This is a genomic window from Mesorhizobium sp. BHbdii (assembly GCF_053848045.1).
On record NZ_JBSPKX010000004.1, the window covers coordinates 564,736 to 581,620 of the forward strand.

Annotated in this window: 14 protein-coding genes and 2 pseudogenes; 4 read left to right on the plus strand and 12 right to left on the minus strand. The window is 62.4% G+C overall.

Annotated features, from left to right (window positions below; genetic code table 11):
• The first annotated feature begins 1 nt into the window (after nucleotide 1).
• The 3 genes from ACWTU8_RS23335 (at nucleotide 2) to ACWTU8_RS23345 (ending at nucleotide 3,060) form a co-directional block, all read left to right on the plus strand.
• Nucleotides 2–1,012 (plus strand): succinylglutamate desuccinylase/aspartoacylase family protein, encoded by a 1,011-nt coding sequence (locus ACWTU8_RS23335; protein ID WP_455850000.1) that lies wholly within the window; start codon nucleotides 2–4, stop codon nucleotides 1,010–1,012.
• Nucleotides 1,013–1,066: 54 nt separating this feature from the next.
• Complete coding sequence (locus tag ACWTU8_RS23340; RefSeq protein ID WP_455850001.1) at nucleotides 1,067–2,245, plus strand: hypothetical protein; 1,179 nt, start codon at nucleotides 1,067–1,069, stop codon at nucleotides 2,243–2,245.
• 179 nt (nucleotides 2,246–2,424) lie between these two features.
• The gene (locus ACWTU8_RS23345; protein ID WP_455850002.1) at nucleotides 2,425–3,060 is read left to right on the plus strand and encodes a LysE/ArgO family amino acid transporter; all 636 of its coding nucleotides are present in this window, start codon (nucleotides 2,425–2,427) and stop codon (nucleotides 3,058–3,060) included.
• A gap of 54 nt (nucleotides 3,061–3,114) precedes the next feature.
• Here ACWTU8_RS23345 and ACWTU8_RS23350 read toward each other — a convergent pair whose 3' ends face one another.
• The 11 genes and pseudogenes from ACWTU8_RS23350 to ACWTU8_RS23400 form a co-directional block, all read right to left on the minus strand.
• Nucleotides 3,115–3,999: an AfsR/SARP family transcriptional regulator gene (locus tag ACWTU8_RS23350; RefSeq protein WP_455850003.1), complete on the minus strand. Its 885-nt coding sequence runs from the start codon at nucleotides 3,997–3,999 to the stop codon at nucleotides 3,115–3,117.
• Nucleotides 3,944–6,361 carry an AAA family ATPase gene (locus tag ACWTU8_RS23355; RefSeq protein ID WP_455850004.1) on the minus strand — a complete coding sequence of 806 codons (2,418 nt, stop codon included), beginning with the start codon at nucleotides 6,359–6,361 and terminating at the stop codon, nucleotides 3,944–3,946. The genes ACWTU8_RS23350 and ACWTU8_RS23355 overlap by 56 nt, the downstream gene beginning before the upstream one ends.
• Before the next feature lie 629 nt (nucleotides 6,362–6,990).
• On the minus strand, nucleotides 6,991–7,899 hold the full coding sequence (locus ACWTU8_RS23360) for a hypothetical protein (protein ID WP_455850005.1): 909 nt from the start codon (nucleotides 7,897–7,899) through the stop codon (nucleotides 6,991–6,993).
• 179 nt (nucleotides 7,900–8,078) lie between these two features.
• On the minus strand, nucleotides 8,079–9,557 hold the full coding sequence (locus tag ACWTU8_RS23365; RefSeq protein ID WP_455850006.1) for a protein adenylyltransferase SelO: 1,479 nt from the start codon (nucleotides 9,555–9,557) through the stop codon (nucleotides 8,079–8,081).
• 628 nt (nucleotides 9,558–10,185) lie between these two features.
• A pseudogene (locus ACWTU8_RS23370) lies at nucleotides 10,186–10,644 on the minus strand (hypothetical protein).
• 64 nt (nucleotides 10,645–10,708) lie between these two features.
• Nucleotides 10,709–11,017, minus strand: coding sequence for a Rieske (2Fe-2S) protein (locus ACWTU8_RS23375; RefSeq protein WP_455850007.1), 309 nt, complete (start codon nucleotides 11,015–11,017; stop codon nucleotides 10,709–10,711).
• Between the two features lie 83 nt (nucleotides 11,018–11,100).
• The gene (gene rpiB, locus ACWTU8_RS23380) at nucleotides 11,101–11,547 is read right to left on the minus strand and encodes a ribose 5-phosphate isomerase B (protein ID WP_455850008.1); all 447 of its coding nucleotides are present in this window, start codon (nucleotides 11,545–11,547) and stop codon (nucleotides 11,101–11,103) included.
• A gap of 18 nt (nucleotides 11,548–11,565) precedes the next feature.
• Entirely contained in the window at nucleotides 11,566–12,843 is a 1,278-nt protein-coding gene (locus tag ACWTU8_RS23385; protein ID WP_455850009.1) for a TRAP transporter large permease, read from the minus strand.
• Between the two features lies 1 nt (nucleotide 12,844).
• Entirely contained in the window at nucleotides 12,845–13,312 is a 468-nt protein-coding gene (locus ACWTU8_RS23390; protein ID WP_455850010.1) for a TRAP transporter small permease, read from the minus strand.
• An 89-nt stretch (nucleotides 13,313–13,401) separates the two neighbouring features.
• Nucleotides 13,402–14,391, minus strand: a complete 990-nt coding sequence (locus ACWTU8_RS23395) for a TRAP transporter substrate-binding protein (protein ID WP_455850011.1) — start codon at nucleotides 14,389–14,391, stop codon at nucleotides 13,402–13,404.
• A 22-nt stretch (nucleotides 14,392–14,413) separates the two neighbouring features.
• Nucleotides 14,414–15,166 (minus strand): FadR/GntR family transcriptional regulator, encoded by a 753-nt coding sequence (locus ACWTU8_RS23400; protein WP_455850012.1) that lies wholly within the window; start codon nucleotides 15,164–15,166, stop codon nucleotides 14,414–14,416.
• Between the two features lie 405 nt (nucleotides 15,167–15,571).
• On the opposite strand from ACWTU8_RS23400, the gene ACWTU8_RS23405 reads away from it, so the two are divergent.
• Nucleotides 15,572–16,210 carry a hypothetical protein gene (locus ACWTU8_RS23405; protein ID WP_455850013.1) on the plus strand — a complete coding sequence of 213 codons (639 nt, stop codon included), beginning with the start codon at nucleotides 15,572–15,574 and terminating at the stop codon, nucleotides 16,208–16,210.
• Between the two features lie 21 nt (nucleotides 16,211–16,231).
• On the opposite strand, the pseudogene ACWTU8_RS23410 reads toward ACWTU8_RS23405, so the two are convergent.
• Nucleotides 16,232–16,885, minus strand: a pseudogene (locus ACWTU8_RS23410) (PHP domain-containing protein); the annotation flags it as partial.

The following is a 16,885-nucleotide window of genomic DNA, read 5'->3' on the forward strand; positions in this document are numbered from 1 at the left end:
CATGCACACCGGCCTCACCCATACGCTCGACTTCGACCGGGACGGCAAGACATCAGGCCATCTCAGCATTCCCTTCTCGACAGACCGTTCGCCCTATTTCCAGGTCAAAGTCCCGATCTGCCTCATTCGCAACGGTGAAGGCCCATCGCTGCTTCTGATGGCCGGCAATCACGGCGACGAATATGAGGGCGAGCTGTCGCTGGCAAAGCTGATCCGCCGGCTCGATCCCAAGCGGATCAAGGGCCGTGTCACCATTCTGCCGATGGCGAACGCACCGGCGGTCATGGCCGCCAAACGCTGTTCGCCGCTTGACGGCGGCAATCTCAACCGCGCCTTTCCCGGCGATCCGTTGGGTACCCCGACAAGCCGGCTTGCCAATTTCCTGGAGACGGAACTGTTTCCCCGCCAAGACGTGATCTTCGATATTCATTCGGGCGGCACCTCGATGGAGCATCTTCCCACGGCGCTTGTCGAGCGCAATACCGATCCCGACCGGCAGGGGCGCGGGGTTGAGCTGATGCGGGCGCTCGGCATGCCGTATGGGTTCGTGGCCGACAATGGCCGGGCCTCGCCGACCTCCATGGGCGCAGCCCGCCGGGCCGGTGCCATTGGCGTCAGCGGCGAGTTCGGCGGCGGCGGCACCGCCACAGTCGACACGATGGCGATTACCGCTCGCGCGATCGACAGTCTGATGATTACCCTCGGCGTGGTCGAAGCGCCGGTCCTTGCGCCTGGGTCAAAGCCTTCGGCGCCGACGCGACTGCTCTCGCTTTCCCGGCACAGTCAGGGCCTGTACGCCACCCGCCGCGGCTGGTTCGAACCCGCCGTCAGGCTCGGCGACGGCGTGACCGCCGGACAATTGGCCGGCTGGTATCACGACCTCGAACGGCTCGATCTTGCCGAGGAAGCCCTGCATTTCGCCGAAAGCGGTATCGTACTTTCGCGCCGGCTGCACACGATGTGCGAGGCGGGAGACTGCCTCTTGCAAGTCGCCGAACCGGTGGAAGGCTGACGGGAGCCCAATCGGCGTCTTTACGGCGCCATTGCAGAAAACTGAGGATATTTCATGCAGCTTTCGATGTGGACCTACCCCTGGGATGTCCAGGATTTGGGCTTGGAGATGGTCGAACGCGATCTGTTCGAGCGTGCCGGGCTCAACATGATCAGCTTGGCGACCTCCTATCATGCCGGTCGGTTCCTGCAGCCGCGCAGCCCGCGCCGCAAAGCCTATTTCCCCGAGGACGGCACGATCTACTTCAAACCAACCACCGCGCGATGGGCCGATCTCGTGATCCAGCCCAAGGTGGCGGACGTGATCACGGAAGGTGGCGACGTTCTGGCCGAACTTATCCAACGGCGCGAGGCAGGCGGCCTCCAGGTGTCGTGCTGGACGGTCTGCCTGCACAATACCCGCCTCGGCATGCTTTATCCGCAGGCCGTCACCCGCAACGCCTTTGGCGACCCCAATTATTACAATCTCTGCCCATCGCATCCGGATGCTCGCGCCTACGTCCGCGCGCTGGCCGCGGATATCACGCATACTTACAAGCCGGACAGAATCGAACTTGAAAGCCCGTCCTTCATGGGCTTTGCCCATGAATACCATCACGAGAAGGACGGTCTCGGGCTGACGCCGGAAGACGATTTCCTTCTGTCGCTGTGCTTCTGTCCGTCCTGCCTCGCGCGTGCGTCCGGTGCCGGCATTGAAGGCGAGGCGGCGCGTGAGCTCGTCAAGCAGTGGATTGCCGAGGCGTGCGAGCGCGCGGTTCCTGAACGGCGCTTTCCAGAATTTCCCGCAAGTGGCCTCGACACCTTTCTGCCCTGGCCGCAACTCCATGCCTATCTGTTGTGGCGGTTCGAGCCGGTAACCAGTCTTGTCGCCGAGCTGCGCGAGGTTGCCGACCCGGAGACACGTGTCCTCATCATCGACCTCAAAGACGGCTGGCTCGGCGGCTGCGATCTGGCAGCGCTCGGCAAGGTCTGTGACGGGGCGATCCTGTGTGCCTACGACATGCAGGCCGGCGATGTCGCAGGCCTGATGGCGGCCGGCCGTACCGCGCTCGGAGCAGATAAATTCCTCGGCGCCGGCTATCGGCTCTTCTATCCGGAAATGGCGGGCCCTGAAATCCTCGCCGCCAAAGTGAAACCGGCGCTGGCGCCGGACGTCGACGGTATCAATTTTTACAATTACGGCCTTGTTCCCGCCGCAAGACTCGATTGGGTGCGTGCAGCACGAGCTGTTTGAAGAATCGATCCGTGTGCCGCAGTCTAGCTGTCAATCCAGGTCCGGTCCTCGAACCGTGAACCTGGGAGCGGGACTGCCGGCTTTGCCGTAAGCGATCCATATGCGCCTGCCTCCCATCCTGCGTCGCGTGGGCGGCAGTTGCAGAAGGGTGCGGGACCGAAAAAGCCAGGGTGCGTCACATGACAGCCGACGCCCTGTTGTCGCCGGCAGCGGAATCCGGCTTCGTGTTCGGCCTCGGGCTTATCTTTTCCCTCGGCCCCCAGAACCTCATGTTGATCCAGGCGGGGCTGACCCGCAGCCACCCCTTTACGGTCGCTTCCACCGGATACGTCTCGGAAATCGCTTTGGTGACCATGGGAATCGGCGGGCTTGGAACGCTGCTGACGCCCCATCCCGCAATCTCCGGTGTGCTGCAGGCGGTAAGCGCCATATTCCTCGCCTGGTGGGGCGCGCGCACCTTGCTCAACATCAGCCGGAAACGCAGGACGGCGGCCGCCACAACAGGCGGCAAGTGCCGATCTCGGGCGATCGGATCGATGCTTGCCGTTACCTGGCTCAATCCTCTGGTTTGGCTCGAGGCGATGTTCTCGTCGGCGTTCTCTCGTTCAGCTACGGCAGCGAGGAACAGGCGGGGTTCGCTGCCGGGTTCCTCACGGGCTTCCCCAATCAAGTTCTATGGCTGGAGCCTGGCCGGGGTGGGCCTGTCGCGCCGCTTCGACCGCCCGATCTACCGCAAGCGGATGGACGCGATCGCCGGTCTCGTTCTGATCCTGGCAGCCCTTCTCCTGGCCGCAAACATCCTGAACGGAGCTTGAGCGATGACTCCGGCTATAGCGCCGTGTTTCGCCAGACAGCACAACGCATCGCCTTCAGCGCATATGCCGCACAAGATAGGGTTCGACCAGGGCGCGTATTTCCGCAGCGGGCGCCGCTTCTCCGGCAGCACGCAGCGCCCGTTCGTAGCGCGCATAGTCGTCGACCGCGCATTCGAAATCACGGCGCGACAGCCGCTCCTTGATCAGCGCCCTGCAGACGGGTCCGGCATCCGGATAGAGGTCCAACGTCCTCAGATAAATCGAGCGCGCTTCATGGGCGTTAGTAGCCTCCAGCCTCTGGCCGATCCGCAATGCGAGATCGATCAGATCGCGACGCACTTTTTCAGCGGCGGCGAGCGACCAGAAGCTGGCTCGCTCATGCAGAAACAGCGGACCGGGGAATGCGAGGAAGAGCGCCTCCGCGTCCGGGCGCAGTCCCGCCGCCTCGCCATTGGCTGTCGTGACGGCCTTGAGCCGCGCATCCCAGTCGGCGAGGTCGACCCAGACCTTGTCCGACGCGAGGCGAAGCTTGCCTTCCCGCTGAACAATGAGGTCGATCCGCCCGAGCAGCTTGCGCAGCCGATGCAGCGCCTGCTCGCACGCCGCCCGCGCCTGGTCGCCGTCGAGGTCGGGCCACAGCCAGTCCTGAAGGGTCTCCAGCGAGCAGGTGTTGTCTTTCGAGATTGCCAGCACCCGCAGGATGTCGAGCGCCTTCGTCGGTGGCTTGGCGCCGAGATTAAGAGGGTTTCCATCGAGTTCGAGCCGAAAGCCTCCGAGAACGTGGACCTTGAGCGGCCATGGCCAGGCCGCGGGCCGCCGCTGCGGCGAGTCCAACCGGCGTTCCGCGATCAGCGACCGGCAAAGCTTGGGCTCGATGCCGCGCTCAAGCGCATCGCCAAGCAGTTCGGCGAGCAACTCCGGAACATTGAGGAGCACCATTTGGCCAGCTGATGTCGCGCAGCGCCTCCATGAAGACCTTCAGCCGGTCGCCATAGTGTGAATCCCCGTCCCACAGGCGCTCCAGCGCGGCCGCGCCCAGGATGCATATCTCCGTACGTTTGCGGGCGCCGCCCTCCAGCCGCGGTAGCAGGTCCCTGAGTAGCGCGGCGGCTTCGCGCGGCTTCCTGTCGGCCAGCAGCACCTGGAACTTCGTGATATAGTGCGCCCAGCGCTCGACCATCGGCTCGTTGGCGGCCTCGCTTGCTGCCATGAAGCGCTCGCAATCCTGATAGGCGGCCGCGAAATCGCCTTGCCTGGCATGAAGCGTAGCGTAGCAATTGGCTACGATGGCGACCTGCGTGCTGAAACGGCTGTCGGCGATCTCGGCCAGGCGCTCGACCACCTGGTGCAACTCGGCAAAGTCGTTGCGGAACTTCATCTGCATCTGAAGATGATAGAGGCCACCGAACTCCACGCCCTTGAGCGACTCGCGCTCACCGATCGCGATCGCCCCCCGCAACGCCGCTTCGGCCGAAGGATAGGGAAAACCCCTTCTCTTGTAGGGAAAATAACGGCCGCTCTTGGCGCCAAACTCGACCAGCCACATACCGAGGACCCAAGGCAGCACCTCCTTGTCGCTCAAATCCTCGACAACGCTGTCGACGGCCTTCGTGAACAAATCGGCCCGCATGATCGATACCGAATGCTCGATCAGGGATTCGCTGGCAAGCAGCCGCAATCCGCTCGGATCGTGATCGGGATTCCGGGTCAACCGCTCCAGCAGTTCGGTTTCCAGCTTTTGTCCGGCCGGGCTGTTGGCATAGTACTCGTCGCCGAAATTCAGCGCCCGCACCATGCCGATGCGCACCAGCATCGCTTCCTCGGAAGGCAGTTCCGGCAGGCCGCGCTCGATGATTTCGAATGCCCGGCGGGTCCAGGCCGAAAGACCCTCGTAGGTTCGCCAACTGTCCGACTTGACCAGAACCGCGCGCGACACCGTAAGACAAAGCCCGCGCCGATCGTCGGCCTCGCCAAAGGCATGCCAGGCCTTTGACAGCCAGTGCTCTGCCGCTGCGTCATCCGGCATGTGGGCCACGCCCAGCCAATAGAAATGCCAGCCGTTCATGAACCCTTCCGGCAACCGGCCGACCCATTCGATAAAGGTTGTCCGATGTCCCTGCGCCAGCACGGCCTCCGCCCGGCTCAGCATGAGCTCGCTCGCCCGGCCCCAGTCCTCTGCCTGCAAGGCGAGGTGTATGGCTTCGTCATAACGACCGGCGTCCGCGAGGACCTTTGCCGCCCTTTGTTTGAGCGACTTCTGCTCTTCTGGCGGCACACGCTGCGCGAAGCGTCGGTCGAGGAAGTCCCGCAAGAGGTCGTGCAGGTGGAAGACGTCGCGGCTGTTTTCCGTTCGCGTGACCAGCAACTGCCGCTTGTAGAGCCTGCCGAGCAGCTTTCCCGCTTCGCCCGACCCGATCATCACGTCCGCCAGTTCGGCGCTGATTTCGGGCAGCAGATTGAGTTTCAGCAGCATATCCTGGTCGGGGGCGGGAAGGGAAAGGAAGAAATGGCGGCCGAGAACGTCCGACAGCGCGTTCTGCCCGCCGGGTGCTGTCCCTTTCGTGTCGTCGGGTCCAACCGCCGAGCCGTGATCAGCGAGGAGAAGCAGCCCGATCGCCCAGCCGCGTGCCGCTTCGACATCGACTGAAGCGGCGCCGTGCTTTGAACGCAGCTTGACGAAGTCGCGGGCCTCCGATGCCGAGAATTCGAGCGCCCAGCGGTCGATAACGGCCATTTGGCCTTTGAGAACGAGGTCGCCCAGTTCCTCCTGGGGCAGCGTGCGTGAGACGCAGATGCAGCGGACCGTGTCAGGAAGTTCTCGGAACATCACGGAAAGCACCGCTCGGAATTCGGGCGTGTCGGCGTCGTGCAAATCGTCGAGGACCAGAATGGTGCCGGGCTTCAGCCGCGCGAAATAGGCTCTGAAGAAGCGCCTGGCGAACTCCTTCGGCTGCTCGGCATATTCGACGCCGAAGACCGGCATGTTCCCAACCGCGGGGGAGGCGAGTGACTGCGCCAGATATTGAAAGAAGCGCGCAATATCCTGGTCGCCCTCGTCGATGCGGAACCACACATGCTGCGCCCGGACGCTTTCGAGATAGTCGATGACCGCGGTCGTCTTGCCGTAACCGGCCGGCGCGGCCACCCAGCATATGGTTGATCGCGATGTCCGATCGATCGCTGCGAGAATACGGTTTCGCCTCAATATCCTGGCGCTGCGCGGCGCCGCCAGCTTGGCGATCCGACCAGTGCCCGAGAGCGGACGTCTCGCATCGGCTTCGATGGCGTCTAGGGCGGTCATGGGCGCTCCCGCTCGACCAATCCTCGGACGCCGGTCGTGCCGCCATGACCATTCCGTCGCCCAGATTGGCCTTAGCGTAGCGCAATCATGCGACAATTCGAAGGGGCTTCGCAGTGAAGCGGCAATGGCTGATTCTAGGCGTCGACTGGATGCCTGCGCGATCGCGAAATCAGGACGCGGAGGAGAGGATTGGGCGACCGGTCGATCCCGCGCTCGGTCTTCGACCAAATGCGGTAGAATATCAGGTCATTGTAAATCCCTGATTCGCGAGATCATGGGCTGCTTGGCAGTTCTTTCCAAACTCACGAGCTCATCGTGTGCGCGGCAGCATCCTCGCACATCGGTACGGTCACCTAGTTTCCCCGCAGCTGATTTTCCAGTTTTCGCGAGCTTGCCTAGTTTTCAATCATGCGACCTTCTACGCCTTCCTTCTGGACAGCCATACGATAACCGGTGACCCGCAGCAGACATTAGGAACGGCAGAGACGCGCTTGATTTCGGTCATTCGATGTCGGCCATGATGATGCAAAAGCGCCGTTGGTTGAGACGCGTCAGCGACGAGTGTGCATCTAGCGCGGTCGCAAACAAATGACTCGCGTTCCGATCGACGTACCTGGACATGACGCGTGTTAGGCCCATCCTCCAAGCTCAGCAGCGACCCCGACGAAATAGCTTGGAATGTGCGCGAGCACCGCGCGTACGATCTCCTCTTGCTGGCAGGCTGCGCGGACGCCGCCCCGGTCGACGACATTTTCCCAGACGAGACCGAGAAGACTCGCGACATACCGATCCGCGAACCCGGCCTCGTGAAACGCAATCGCCGCGCGATCGGTCAGACCGTATTTGATCTGCTTTTGCAGCAGACTGGCGCCCGTGTGCAGTGCGTCGTCCAGCTCCTCGGTCAGATCCGCTATCGATGCAGCGATCATCGCAACATCGTAGCCGAAGCCGCTCTCGCACAGCGCAACAGCATCTTCGACAGTGACATGGTCACGCCCGACCCGAACTTTTGCCTCAGCCAATGTGTCGAAGATCACGGCATAGGATCTGCCCGCCACCCACTCCTGGAGAGCGCGCGGAACTAAATCCTGAACGCTGATCGCCCGGATCGCGCGGGACGTGGCGAAACGGAGCGCCAACGGAGAAATTTCGGCGAACAGCCGGTTCTCCTGCACTGCCGTCTGGAGGTTCTCGAGATTATCGGTGAGCCACGTCTTGAGTTCGGCAACCGCCGCCGGCGGTAGGGGCGACCGTCGAATGAGAGCGCGCTGGGCGCCATCGGTGTTGGCCGCGATCGACTCCCCGATCGACCGAAACACTTCGACGAGACGAACCCGCGTCTCCTCGTCAGCGAGGTGATGGGCCAAGGTATTGGCCGCAAGTTCACCGGTCCGCGCTGCGGCGTCCTCGCCTTCGGCAAAGGTCATGTTGGCAACGAGGAAGGCGGCGACGTTCTGGACAGCGCGGGCGCGGCCTTCGATGAACCGGCGGAATTCCAGTTCGCTGATATTAGGTTGCGCCGCGAGCGCTGCGGCCACGACCTCATCGATCCGGGCGGCATCGGCGAAGGCGAGATCGAGCCACTCGGGCGGGATCTCCTGGACGATCGGCGGCTGGCGCTGCTGATACGCATCGGAATGCTAGCCGGAACGTCGCTCGCGCGATCGAGCGCTCTTTTTCGTCATCCAACACATCTCTTCGGAACGAACCTTCAGGTTCAGGTCCCACAAAAGGTCTTATAGACGCGGCCATCGCGCGGTGGTGGCTCGGCATAGCTCGCGAAGCCTGGCTGGACTTCGTAAGGCTTGCCGAGCACGGTCAGAAGGTCCTCGAACGGTCCGAACTCCTGTTTCTCCACGGCGGCCTCGATGACCGCCTCAACGCGGTGGTTGCGCGGGATAACGGCCGGATTGACGCGCTGCATGGAAGCCCGGCGCGCTGAACCTTCCTGCGGCTCTTGACCGAGCCGTTGGCGCCAGCGCTCGGCCCATTCGTCATATGGGGCAGGGTCTTCGAAGAGGCTGCGCACCGCGACGTCGCCTTCGGGTCCAATAGCGGCCTCGCTCAGGCGTCGGAAAGTCATGGTGAAGTCCGCCTTGCCAGCGACCATCCGATCGAGAAGATCCTGCGTCAGCGCAAGATCGCCCTCCCGCTCCGACAAAAGTCCCAACTTGCTACGCAAGCCACTATTATACGCGTCGCTGAACCGTGCTGCGAAGGCAGAAAGCGCCTCTTGGGCCTGCTCCACGGATTTGTCCTGATCCTCAGCCAGGAGGGGCAGCAGACACTCCGCCAGCCGCGTCAGGTTCCACTGGGCGATCGCAGGCTGATTGGCATAAGCGTAGCGACCTAACTGGTCGATCGAGCTGAATACGGTCTTGGGATTGTAGATGTCCAGAAAAGCGCAGGGGCCATAGTCAATCGTCTCGCCGGCGATAGACATGTTGTCGGTGTTCATGACCCCGTGGATGAAGCCGACGAGCAGCCACTGCGCTACGAGGTTCGCTTGGCGCGCAATCACACTTTCCAGCAGTGCCAGGTAGGGACGAGCAGCGCCCGCGGCATCCGGGTAGTGCCGGGAGATCGCGTGATCAGCGAGAGCCCTCACCGCATCCACGTCCCCGCGCGCCGAGAAGAATTCGAAGGTTCCGATCCGGATGTGGCTGGATGCGACCCGCGTCAGCACTGCGCCTGGCAGGTAGGTTTCTCGTATCACCTCATCGCCCGTCATGACCGCAGCAAGCGCCCGAGTGGTCGGAATGCCAAGAGCCGCCATGGCCTCGCTGACGATGTACTCGCGTAGAACGGGGCCAAGCGCCGCCCGCCCGTCGCCGCCGCGGGAAAACGGTGTTCGGCCGGAGCCCTTTAGCTGGATATCCCGGCGCACTCCTTCCTGATCGACGATCTCGCCTAGCAGGATTGCCCTTCCGTCGCCGAGCTGCGGCACAAACTGGCCGAACTGGTGTCCGGCATAGGCGGTGGCGATCGGCTCGGCACCCTCGGGAATCCGCTTGCCGGCAAGAATCTCAACACCCGCCTGTGTGGCGAGTTCTACCGGGTTGAGCCCGAGCTGAACGGCCAGCTCCTGGTTAAGCTTGAGGAGGTGCGGTGCGGAGACCGGGGTCGGGGAAACACGCGCATAAAACGAGCTCGGCAGCCGAGCATAGCTGTTGTCGAATGCAAAGCGTACCGTCATTCACACTCCTCAAACATCAACGTCAGTCGCGAGACGCTTCGTCGGTCGCAAAAATGACAATAGTGCCATCAGACTGCCGGTCCGCATGCTGATGTGGCGATGCTCGAACTTCATTTCCAGCTACGTGCCAGAAATGGATGTGTCGGTGCCTTCGGGCAAGTAGCCTCTTCGAGCGGAACGGGCTATGACGCTTCTCGCGCCAGCGAACGTCTGGTCTTCGCGAATCGGTAGCCTTAAGCCGCCTGCCTGCTTTCGGCCCCAAGTTGAGCCGTAGACGGTCGAACTGGAACGCGCCGCAAGGCCGCCGTTGCGAAGGGTCATGGCCGCTTCTAATATCCCTAATAGCGGGCATCATCGCGACCACGCTGAAGGTCGCTCGGGCGATCCCGAGAACCCGAAACAGAGGATACGGCCGCGTTCCGCGCCATTGCATTTATCCAGCTCTCTATGACCTAGAGCGGATCCGGCCCGCCCGAAACCCTCGCCACCAGCTTTTTCCGCCGCATGTGGCGGCTTCCTCGCGCCGAACCTGCCCGCTCGGGTCCTCTGCTGCCGCCCCGGCCCTGCCGGGTTCAGGCGTGCCGACATCACGAAGCTTATGAGGTGTGATCCGGATAATGCGACTGGTCTAGGTGTGAGCCGACCGCTCCGCCGCGATCCGGTCGTCGGACATCGGAATGCGAACCCCGATCCTGGTGACCGCCGGATCATAGCTCTGGCGAGCGAAAACCTCTCTCACCAGCGGTGCGAAGAATTCGAGCGGTCGGGCCGAATAGTCCGGGTCAAAGCTGGCCTGGCCCATTTCTCGCAGAATTCAACGCAATCATCAAAATAGGTGTTGCCCCGGCAGGCCTCCCGCTTGTGCGGATCGGCCCCAACATGTTCGCCGTAATAGAGCAGCTGGAAATCGCCATGCTTCTCGACGACCCAAGCGCACTGTTCGCGCACAAAGGGCCGGATGACGGCGGCGGCATATTCGTCATGGTTGTACGGGGGTCCCGGCTGCATACTCGATCTCATGTTCGCTCAGGAAGGCGTAGTCCTCACGGTCGCCATCCTTCATGTGCGTGAATTTCACGGTATCCATGGTTACTCCCTCCGAAGTCTGCTCGCGGACGCACCATAATGCGCGTCCCGAACGCTCGTTCAGGTCATTGGCCAAATTCGACGTAAATGTCCTCGCCGTCCAAATAGACTGGAAAGGTCCGCGCCTTGAGCTTGTCGTCGACGAGGCACTTTCCGGACCGGATATCGAACTCCCATCCGTGCCAGGCACATCGAATGGGCTCGCCGGCCCGTTCGTAGATGAACTCGGCCTTGTCGGTTTGCCGCGTAGTTCCACATACCGGTCCCTCGCAGAGCCGGCCCGCTCGATGTGGGCATATGTTAAGCAAACTGCTGCAGCGCAGGCCCTCGCGGCGGTGATCACGTCGGAGCGCCGAAGCGGGTGCCCCGCCCACTGCAAGAATGCCTGATTCGTACTTTCACCTGCCAAAAGCGGACCGGCCGCCTACGGCCCAGATACTGCCTTCTTCTCTTGAAACTACCGCTCGCCATCCATCTCGGCGAGCTTGCGCACGCGGCGGCGGAAATCCTCGTCGGTGGAAAGCTCGGCCTGCAGGTACGCGGTAACCAGGTCCTTGGCGAGCCAGGCACCGATGATCTGCGCGCCGATGCACATGACGTTGACGTCGTCGTGCTCGACCGATTGGTGGGCCGAATGCACGTCGTGGCAGACCGCCGCACGGATGCCCTTCACCTTGTTGGCCGCGATTGAAGCGCCGACTCCCGTGCCGCACACCATCAGGCCGCGCTCCGCCTTGCCCTCGATAATCGATGACGTCACCGTCTTCGCGATGTCCGGAAAGTCCACCGGATTGGGATCGTAGGATCCGGCGTCGTGCACTTCGTGTCCCAGCGACTTTATATGATCGATGATTGTCGCCTTGAGCGGAAAGCCGGCGTGGTCGGAACCGATGACTATGCGCATCTTCAGAATTCTCCAGGGTTACTGAGCGATCATGCGGGGCAGCCACAAGGTGAGATCCTTCGCGAAGGTCAGGATCGCAAGCGTGGTCAGCAGCGGGATGTAGAACGGCAGCAGCGCCTTGAGCAGTTGCCGGATCGAGACCTTGGCGATGTCGGCCACCAGAAAAAGCGACAGGCCCATCGGCGGTGTAAGCAGGCCGAGCATCAGATTGAAGATCGTCACGATGCCGAGCTGAACCGGGTCGACGCCTGCCAGCACCAGCGGCGGCGCGATGATCGGCACCAGCAGCAGTGTAGCCGTCGTGGAATCCAGGAACATGCCCGCCACAAAGAAGATGAGATTCGCGATGACGAGTAGCATTACCGGATCGCGTGAGAGGCCAAGCAGTGCGGCCGCGAAGCTCTGCGGCACTTGCTCGACCGCGAGGATCCAGCCAAAGAGGGCCGCTGCCGCCACAATGATCAGGATCGCCGAGGAACTGCGCGCGGTGAGCACGGCCGAGTTCCACAGATGATCGAGGGTCAACTCGCGGTAGAGCAAGGCGCTGATGAGGATGACGTAGACGGTGGTGATGGCCGCCGCCTCGGTCGGCGTGAAGGCGCCGGCTGTCATGCCCGCAATCATCAGGGCGGGCGCCACGACCGCGGGCAGCGCCGGCAGGAAGTCGCGTCCTACTTCCCACAGCGTCGGCCAGCGGTCGGCCCGCGGATGCTTGTGGATTGTCGCCACCACGAGCACCGTCAGCATCAGGAGCGCAGTGCACAGTATGGCGGGCACGATACCCGCGACCAGGAGCTGCACGATCGAGACGCTCGTCACCGAGCCGTAGACGATCAGGGGAATGGACGGCGGGAAGATCGGCCCCAATGTCGCCGAGGCGCCGGTGACGGCGCCTGCGAAGGAGGCGTCGAATCCGCGCTTCTTCATCGCGTCGATCTCGATGCGTCCGAGTCCTCCAATATCGGCGAGCGCGGCGCCCGACATACCGGAGAAGACCAAGCTGCCGAAAACGTTCACCTGCGCCAGCCCGCCCGGCACGCGGCCGACTAGCGTGTAGGCAAATCGGAAGATGCGGTCGGTGATCCCCGACAGGTTCATCAAATTGCCGACGAAGATGAACAGCGGAACCGCAACCAGCGGGAAGGAATCGAGCGCGTAGGTGACGCGCTGTGCAAGGAGGCCGAGCGGAAGGCCTTCGATGATTACGTAAGCAATGGACGGCAGGAGGATGGCATAGACCACCGGAAAGCCGAGCATGAAGAGCGCCAGGAAGGCGATGACGACCGCAAAGCCCATGTCAGACCGCGATGTTGGTGTCGGCCTGCGGCGGCTTGCGCAGATGGAGGAGGTGGACGAGAGCCGCGCCGGCGAAGCTGAACAAGGTCGCGCCGAGAAAGATCCAGAACGGGATGCCGAGCGTCGGCGTCGCGTTGGCCAGGTTCCTCGAAATGTTGGTTGCCGTGACATAGGTGAGGAAGCCGGTTGCGGCGATGGCGCCGATCGAGATCGACCAGTTGACGATCCCGCGCAGGCGCTTTGGCATCGCGGCTTTGAATTCGCCCATGACGATGTTCTCGCCGTTCTGCACCACCAGTGGATAGGCGCAGAAGACCAAGCAGATGAGCAGGAAGCGCGTGAACTCCTCGGCCCCGATGAAAGGCAGCAAGAAGACGCCGCGCATGATCACCTGCGCGGTCGGCACGAGCACGAGGCCGGCCATGATGATGACGGCGAAAGCTGTAAGAATGCGTTCGGCGATGCGCATCGCGTCCTCCCTTCCGGCCGGCGAACCGGCGCTGGCGGCGACTATTTACCAAAGGGGTTGGCGGGGGCGCGAGCCCCGGCCGTCGTCGATCACTTGACCGCCTGGATCTGCTCGATCAGCGGAGTGAAGTTCGGGAAGTCCTGCGCGATCTGCTTGTTGACGCCGTCGCGGAATGCGGCGATGTCCAGCCCGTCGGCCTCGGTGATGATGGTCATGCCGCGTCCCTTCAGCTCTTCGACGAGCTTGGCCTCGCCATCCTGGGCCATTTGCAGCGACTTCTTTGCCTCGTCGTCGAGCACTTTGGTGATCGAGGCGCGCTGCGCCTCAGTCAGGCCCTGCCAAACCTCCTCATTGACGAAGACGGCGAGGACGGCACGCATGTGGCCGGTCATCGAGATATGTGACTGCACTTCGTTGAGGTTGTTCGAGGCGATCATGGTCAGCGGGTTCTCTTGCCCGACCACAACGCCCGTCATCAGGGCGGTCGGCAGTTCCGCGACCTCGACCGGAGTCGGGATAGCGCCGAACCCCTTGACCATCGAGACCCACAACTCGAGCGGGACGGCGCGGAACGGCTTGCCGGCGAGATCGGCCGGCGTCTTGACCGGGAAATTGGACGAGATCTGGCGGTCGCCGCGGTAGATGCGGCCGATGATGCGCACACCCTGTGCGACGAGCTTCTCGTTGATCGCCTGCAGCGCGGGCGACGTAGCCGGGTCGGTCGCGGCAAGTGCATGCGCGCCGTCGCGGTAGATGAAGGGCGCGTTGAACACCGCGACCTCAGGCACGAGGCGTGCGAGCGAAGCGAAGTCGTGGTGGCCCATCGAAATCGAGCCCATCTTTACGCCGTCGACCATCTCGGCGACGCCGCCGAGCTGACTCGCTGGATAGACCGTCACGGTCACTTCGTTGTTCGTGGCGGCGGCGATGCCTTTCGCGGCCTCGGCGGCGTAGATCGTTTGGATGTCGCCCTCGGCACCCACATGCGCGTAGCGTAATTCGGCGGAGAGTGCAGCGCCCGTCATGACGAGCGCGACGGCAGCGCCCGTCAGCGCGTTGATGATGGTCCTGTGCAGCATGTCGGAAATCCTCCCTTGATTTTCATCCCTGTTGCTTAGGCTGCGGCCTCCGGGCGAAGGCCGAGATGAGGCTTCGGCGACGGAATTCGTCGCCGATGGCGAAATGGTCGCGGAGCTTGCGGTCGGCCGCGTCCGGATCGCGATCGACAATCGATAGAAACACTTCGCGGTGCGCTTCCACAAGATAGTCCACGATGCCGGGCTCTGAGACGGTCACTTCGCGCCGCTGGACATGGCTGCGGCGGAGCAATTCGCCGATCGCGCCGTAGAGCGTGGTCAGTGCCTCGCTGTGCCCGGCCTCGACGATCGCCTGGTGGAAAGCGAAGTCGGCTGCGCCGCCCTCGATCGGATCGTGCAACGTGTCCATCAGCCGGGTGAGCTTCGAGCCGATGCGCTTCAGATCGCTTTCCGTCGCGCGCTCGCAGGCAAGCCGGATCGCCTGGCACTCGATCGCAATGCGTGCCTGCATCACGTCGTCGAGGATGTCGGGCTGCTGAGCGAGGCTGAAGGTGAAGAAATCCGAGAGGACGTTGATGTCGGCCTGGCGGACGTAGGCGCCCTTGCCATGGCGGATATCGAGGAAGCCGAGCATAGCGAGCGAGCGCAATGCCTCGCGCAGCAGCGGCCGAGATACGTTGAGGCTCAGCGACAGTTCACGCTCGCCCAGCAGGCGCTCGCCCGGCTTCAGGGTGCCGTTCAGCAACGCGTCGCGGAAGAAGGTGAACACCTTCTCTGCACCCGATAGGTCGTCGCCCTCGGCAAGCATCGTTAACATCGGACGCTCCTCCTTCCCACTGGCCTTACAGTGGTCTGACCACTGTTTCCCGAACGGAGAGTCGATGTCAAGCGGTATCAGCCGTCAGTCGGGCGCGGCCAAGCTCGCGCGATGGTCAGTTGGAGACTTCAAATCCAACAAGGGCGAATGTCTGCTACCGCATCTCTCGATGCCAGGAGCTGCCAGTCTGCTACTGGCCCAAGGGTGCCAGTCAGCAACGCGCCTGATATCGCACTTTGAGATCAACTCTGCCGCTTCCTGTTAGCCGAAGTTGCAAGCGGCCCCGCTGATAATCGTGGTTGCGCCTTTAGGGCATCGTGGTTCAGACCGCTGGCGGATTAGAACTCATGTTGGCTTTGCGATCGGCTCATCGCTGCCGACAATCGGTGACCTATATAAAGGGGCATGTCCACGCGCCGAAAAATCAATGCAACAGCGAAGCTGATTGGAGAGTGGCCTTTAACCCCGGCTGCAACGCTTGGATCGTCCGTCAGAGCGAGCGGTATTTTTCTCGAAATACGCGCCCGCCTTCCAATGGAGTTCAGGGAACTGCTCCATATCGAGTCCCGCGTGCTTACCCTGCGCCTGTCTGAGGGCGCCGAGAATGATGTGCAGGTGGTATTCGGGATCGTATCCAAAGCACTGCAGAATATCGAAGACCTGCCCGTAATCCCCCGTGAAATCGAGGACATTCTGACGATCTCGACGGCCGAACGGCACCGCTGGCTGAAAGATGGTCGCTTGCAGAGCGCCGGGACGAAAACGGTGAAACTCCGCGGGCGGGCAAGGAACATCACCTTTCACGTGTTCGACCCGCAGCACGTGGAGGATGTGCTTGACCGCGACCTGGTTACGGTCTGGCGCGAACAGGACGCAGCGACAGCTGCAGAGAATAGGCGGCGTGCCGCGGGGAAGGCCGCTATGAAACGTGCTCAAAGAAGCGGTCGCGGAACTGCAGCTTCAGCTGGCTATGGCCCCGATGACAACTCGCACTCCAGTTTGCGCGGCTGGGAAGATTTTGAGAATGACGGACTCCTGCGCTGATAGGCCGGGCGCACAAGCAGGTTAGGACGTTTGCCTGCGCCGTGCGAGATGCGCAAGGAGGGCCGTTAAACGCATCGCGTTCAGGACCCGCTTCGCAGGGACACCGCCCTTGCGCGCCATCTCGACACCCCAATGCATGTGGTCGAGCTCGCGGACCGAATGAGCGTCCGGATTGATGCTGAAGATGCAGCCCTGATCGAGTGCCTTTTGATGCCAGCGCCAGTCGAGGTCGAGTCGCCAAGGATGTGCGTTGATTTCGACAGCGACGCCGTGTTTCGCACACGCTTTGAGGACTTTGTCGACGTCGAGATCATAACCGGGCCGGCGCAACAGCTGGCGGCCGGTCATGTGCCCGATGATTGTCGTCCGAGGATTTCCGATCGCCTCAATGATACGCTCCGTCTATTCCTTCTTGGGCAACTTGAAGCGGCTGTGCACGCTCGCGACGACGAAATCGAACTGCTCCAAGATATCATTCGGGTAATCGAGCGAGCCATCCGCCAGGATGTCCGCTTCGATGCCCTTCAGTATGAGAAATTTTCCATTGTATGCCTTGTTCAGCCCGTCAGCTTCGCGGTGCTGTTCAGCAATCTCCTGCAACGAAAGGCCGCCTGCGTAGTGAGCGGACTGCGAATGATCGGCGACACCATAGTATTCGAAACCGCGCTTGCGCGT

Coding starts and splice junctions, on each gene's coding strand:
- ACWTU8_RS23335 (WP_455850000.1), top strand. CDS start 2: ATGCACACCGGCCTCACCCATACGCTCGACTTCGACCGGGACGGCAAG.
- ACWTU8_RS23340 (WP_455850001.1), top strand. CDS start 1,067: ATGCAGCTTTCGATGTGGACCTACCCCTGGGATGTCCAGGATTTGGGC.
- ACWTU8_RS23345 (WP_455850002.1), top strand. CDS start 2,425: ATGACAGCCGACGCCCTGTTGTCGCCGGCAGCGGAATCCGGCTTCGTG.
- ACWTU8_RS23350 (WP_455850003.1), bottom strand. CDS start 3,999: ATGGTGCTCCTCAATGTTCCGGAGTTGCTCGCCGAACTGCTTGGCGAT.
- ACWTU8_RS23355 (WP_455850004.1), bottom strand. CDS start 6,361: ATGACCGCCCTAGACGCCATCGAAGCCGATGCGAGACGTCCGCTCTCG.
- ACWTU8_RS23365 (WP_455850006.1), bottom strand. CDS start 9,557: ATGACGGTACGCTTTGCATTCGACAACAGCTATGCTCGGCTGCCGAGC.
- rpiB (WP_455850008.1), bottom strand. CDS start 11,547: ATGCGCATAGTCATCGGTTCCGACCACGCCGGCTTTCCGCTCAAGGCG.
- ACWTU8_RS23385 (WP_455850009.1), bottom strand. CDS start 12,843: ATGGGCTTTGCGGTCGTCATCGCCTTCCTGGCGCTCTTCATGCTCGGC.
- ACWTU8_RS23390 (WP_455850010.1), bottom strand. CDS start 13,312: ATGCGCATCGCCGAACGCATTCTTACAGCTTTCGCCGTCATCATCATG.
- ACWTU8_RS23395 (WP_455850011.1), bottom strand. CDS start 14,391: ATGCTGCACAGGACCATCATCAACGCGCTGACGGGCGCTGCCGTCGCG.
- ACWTU8_RS23400 (WP_455850012.1), bottom strand. CDS start 15,166: ATGTTAACGATGCTTGCCGAGGGCGACGACCTATCGGGTGCAGAGAAG.
- ACWTU8_RS23405 (WP_455850013.1), top strand. CDS start 15,572: ATGTCCACGCGCCGAAAAATCAATGCAACAGCGAAGCTGATTGGAGAG.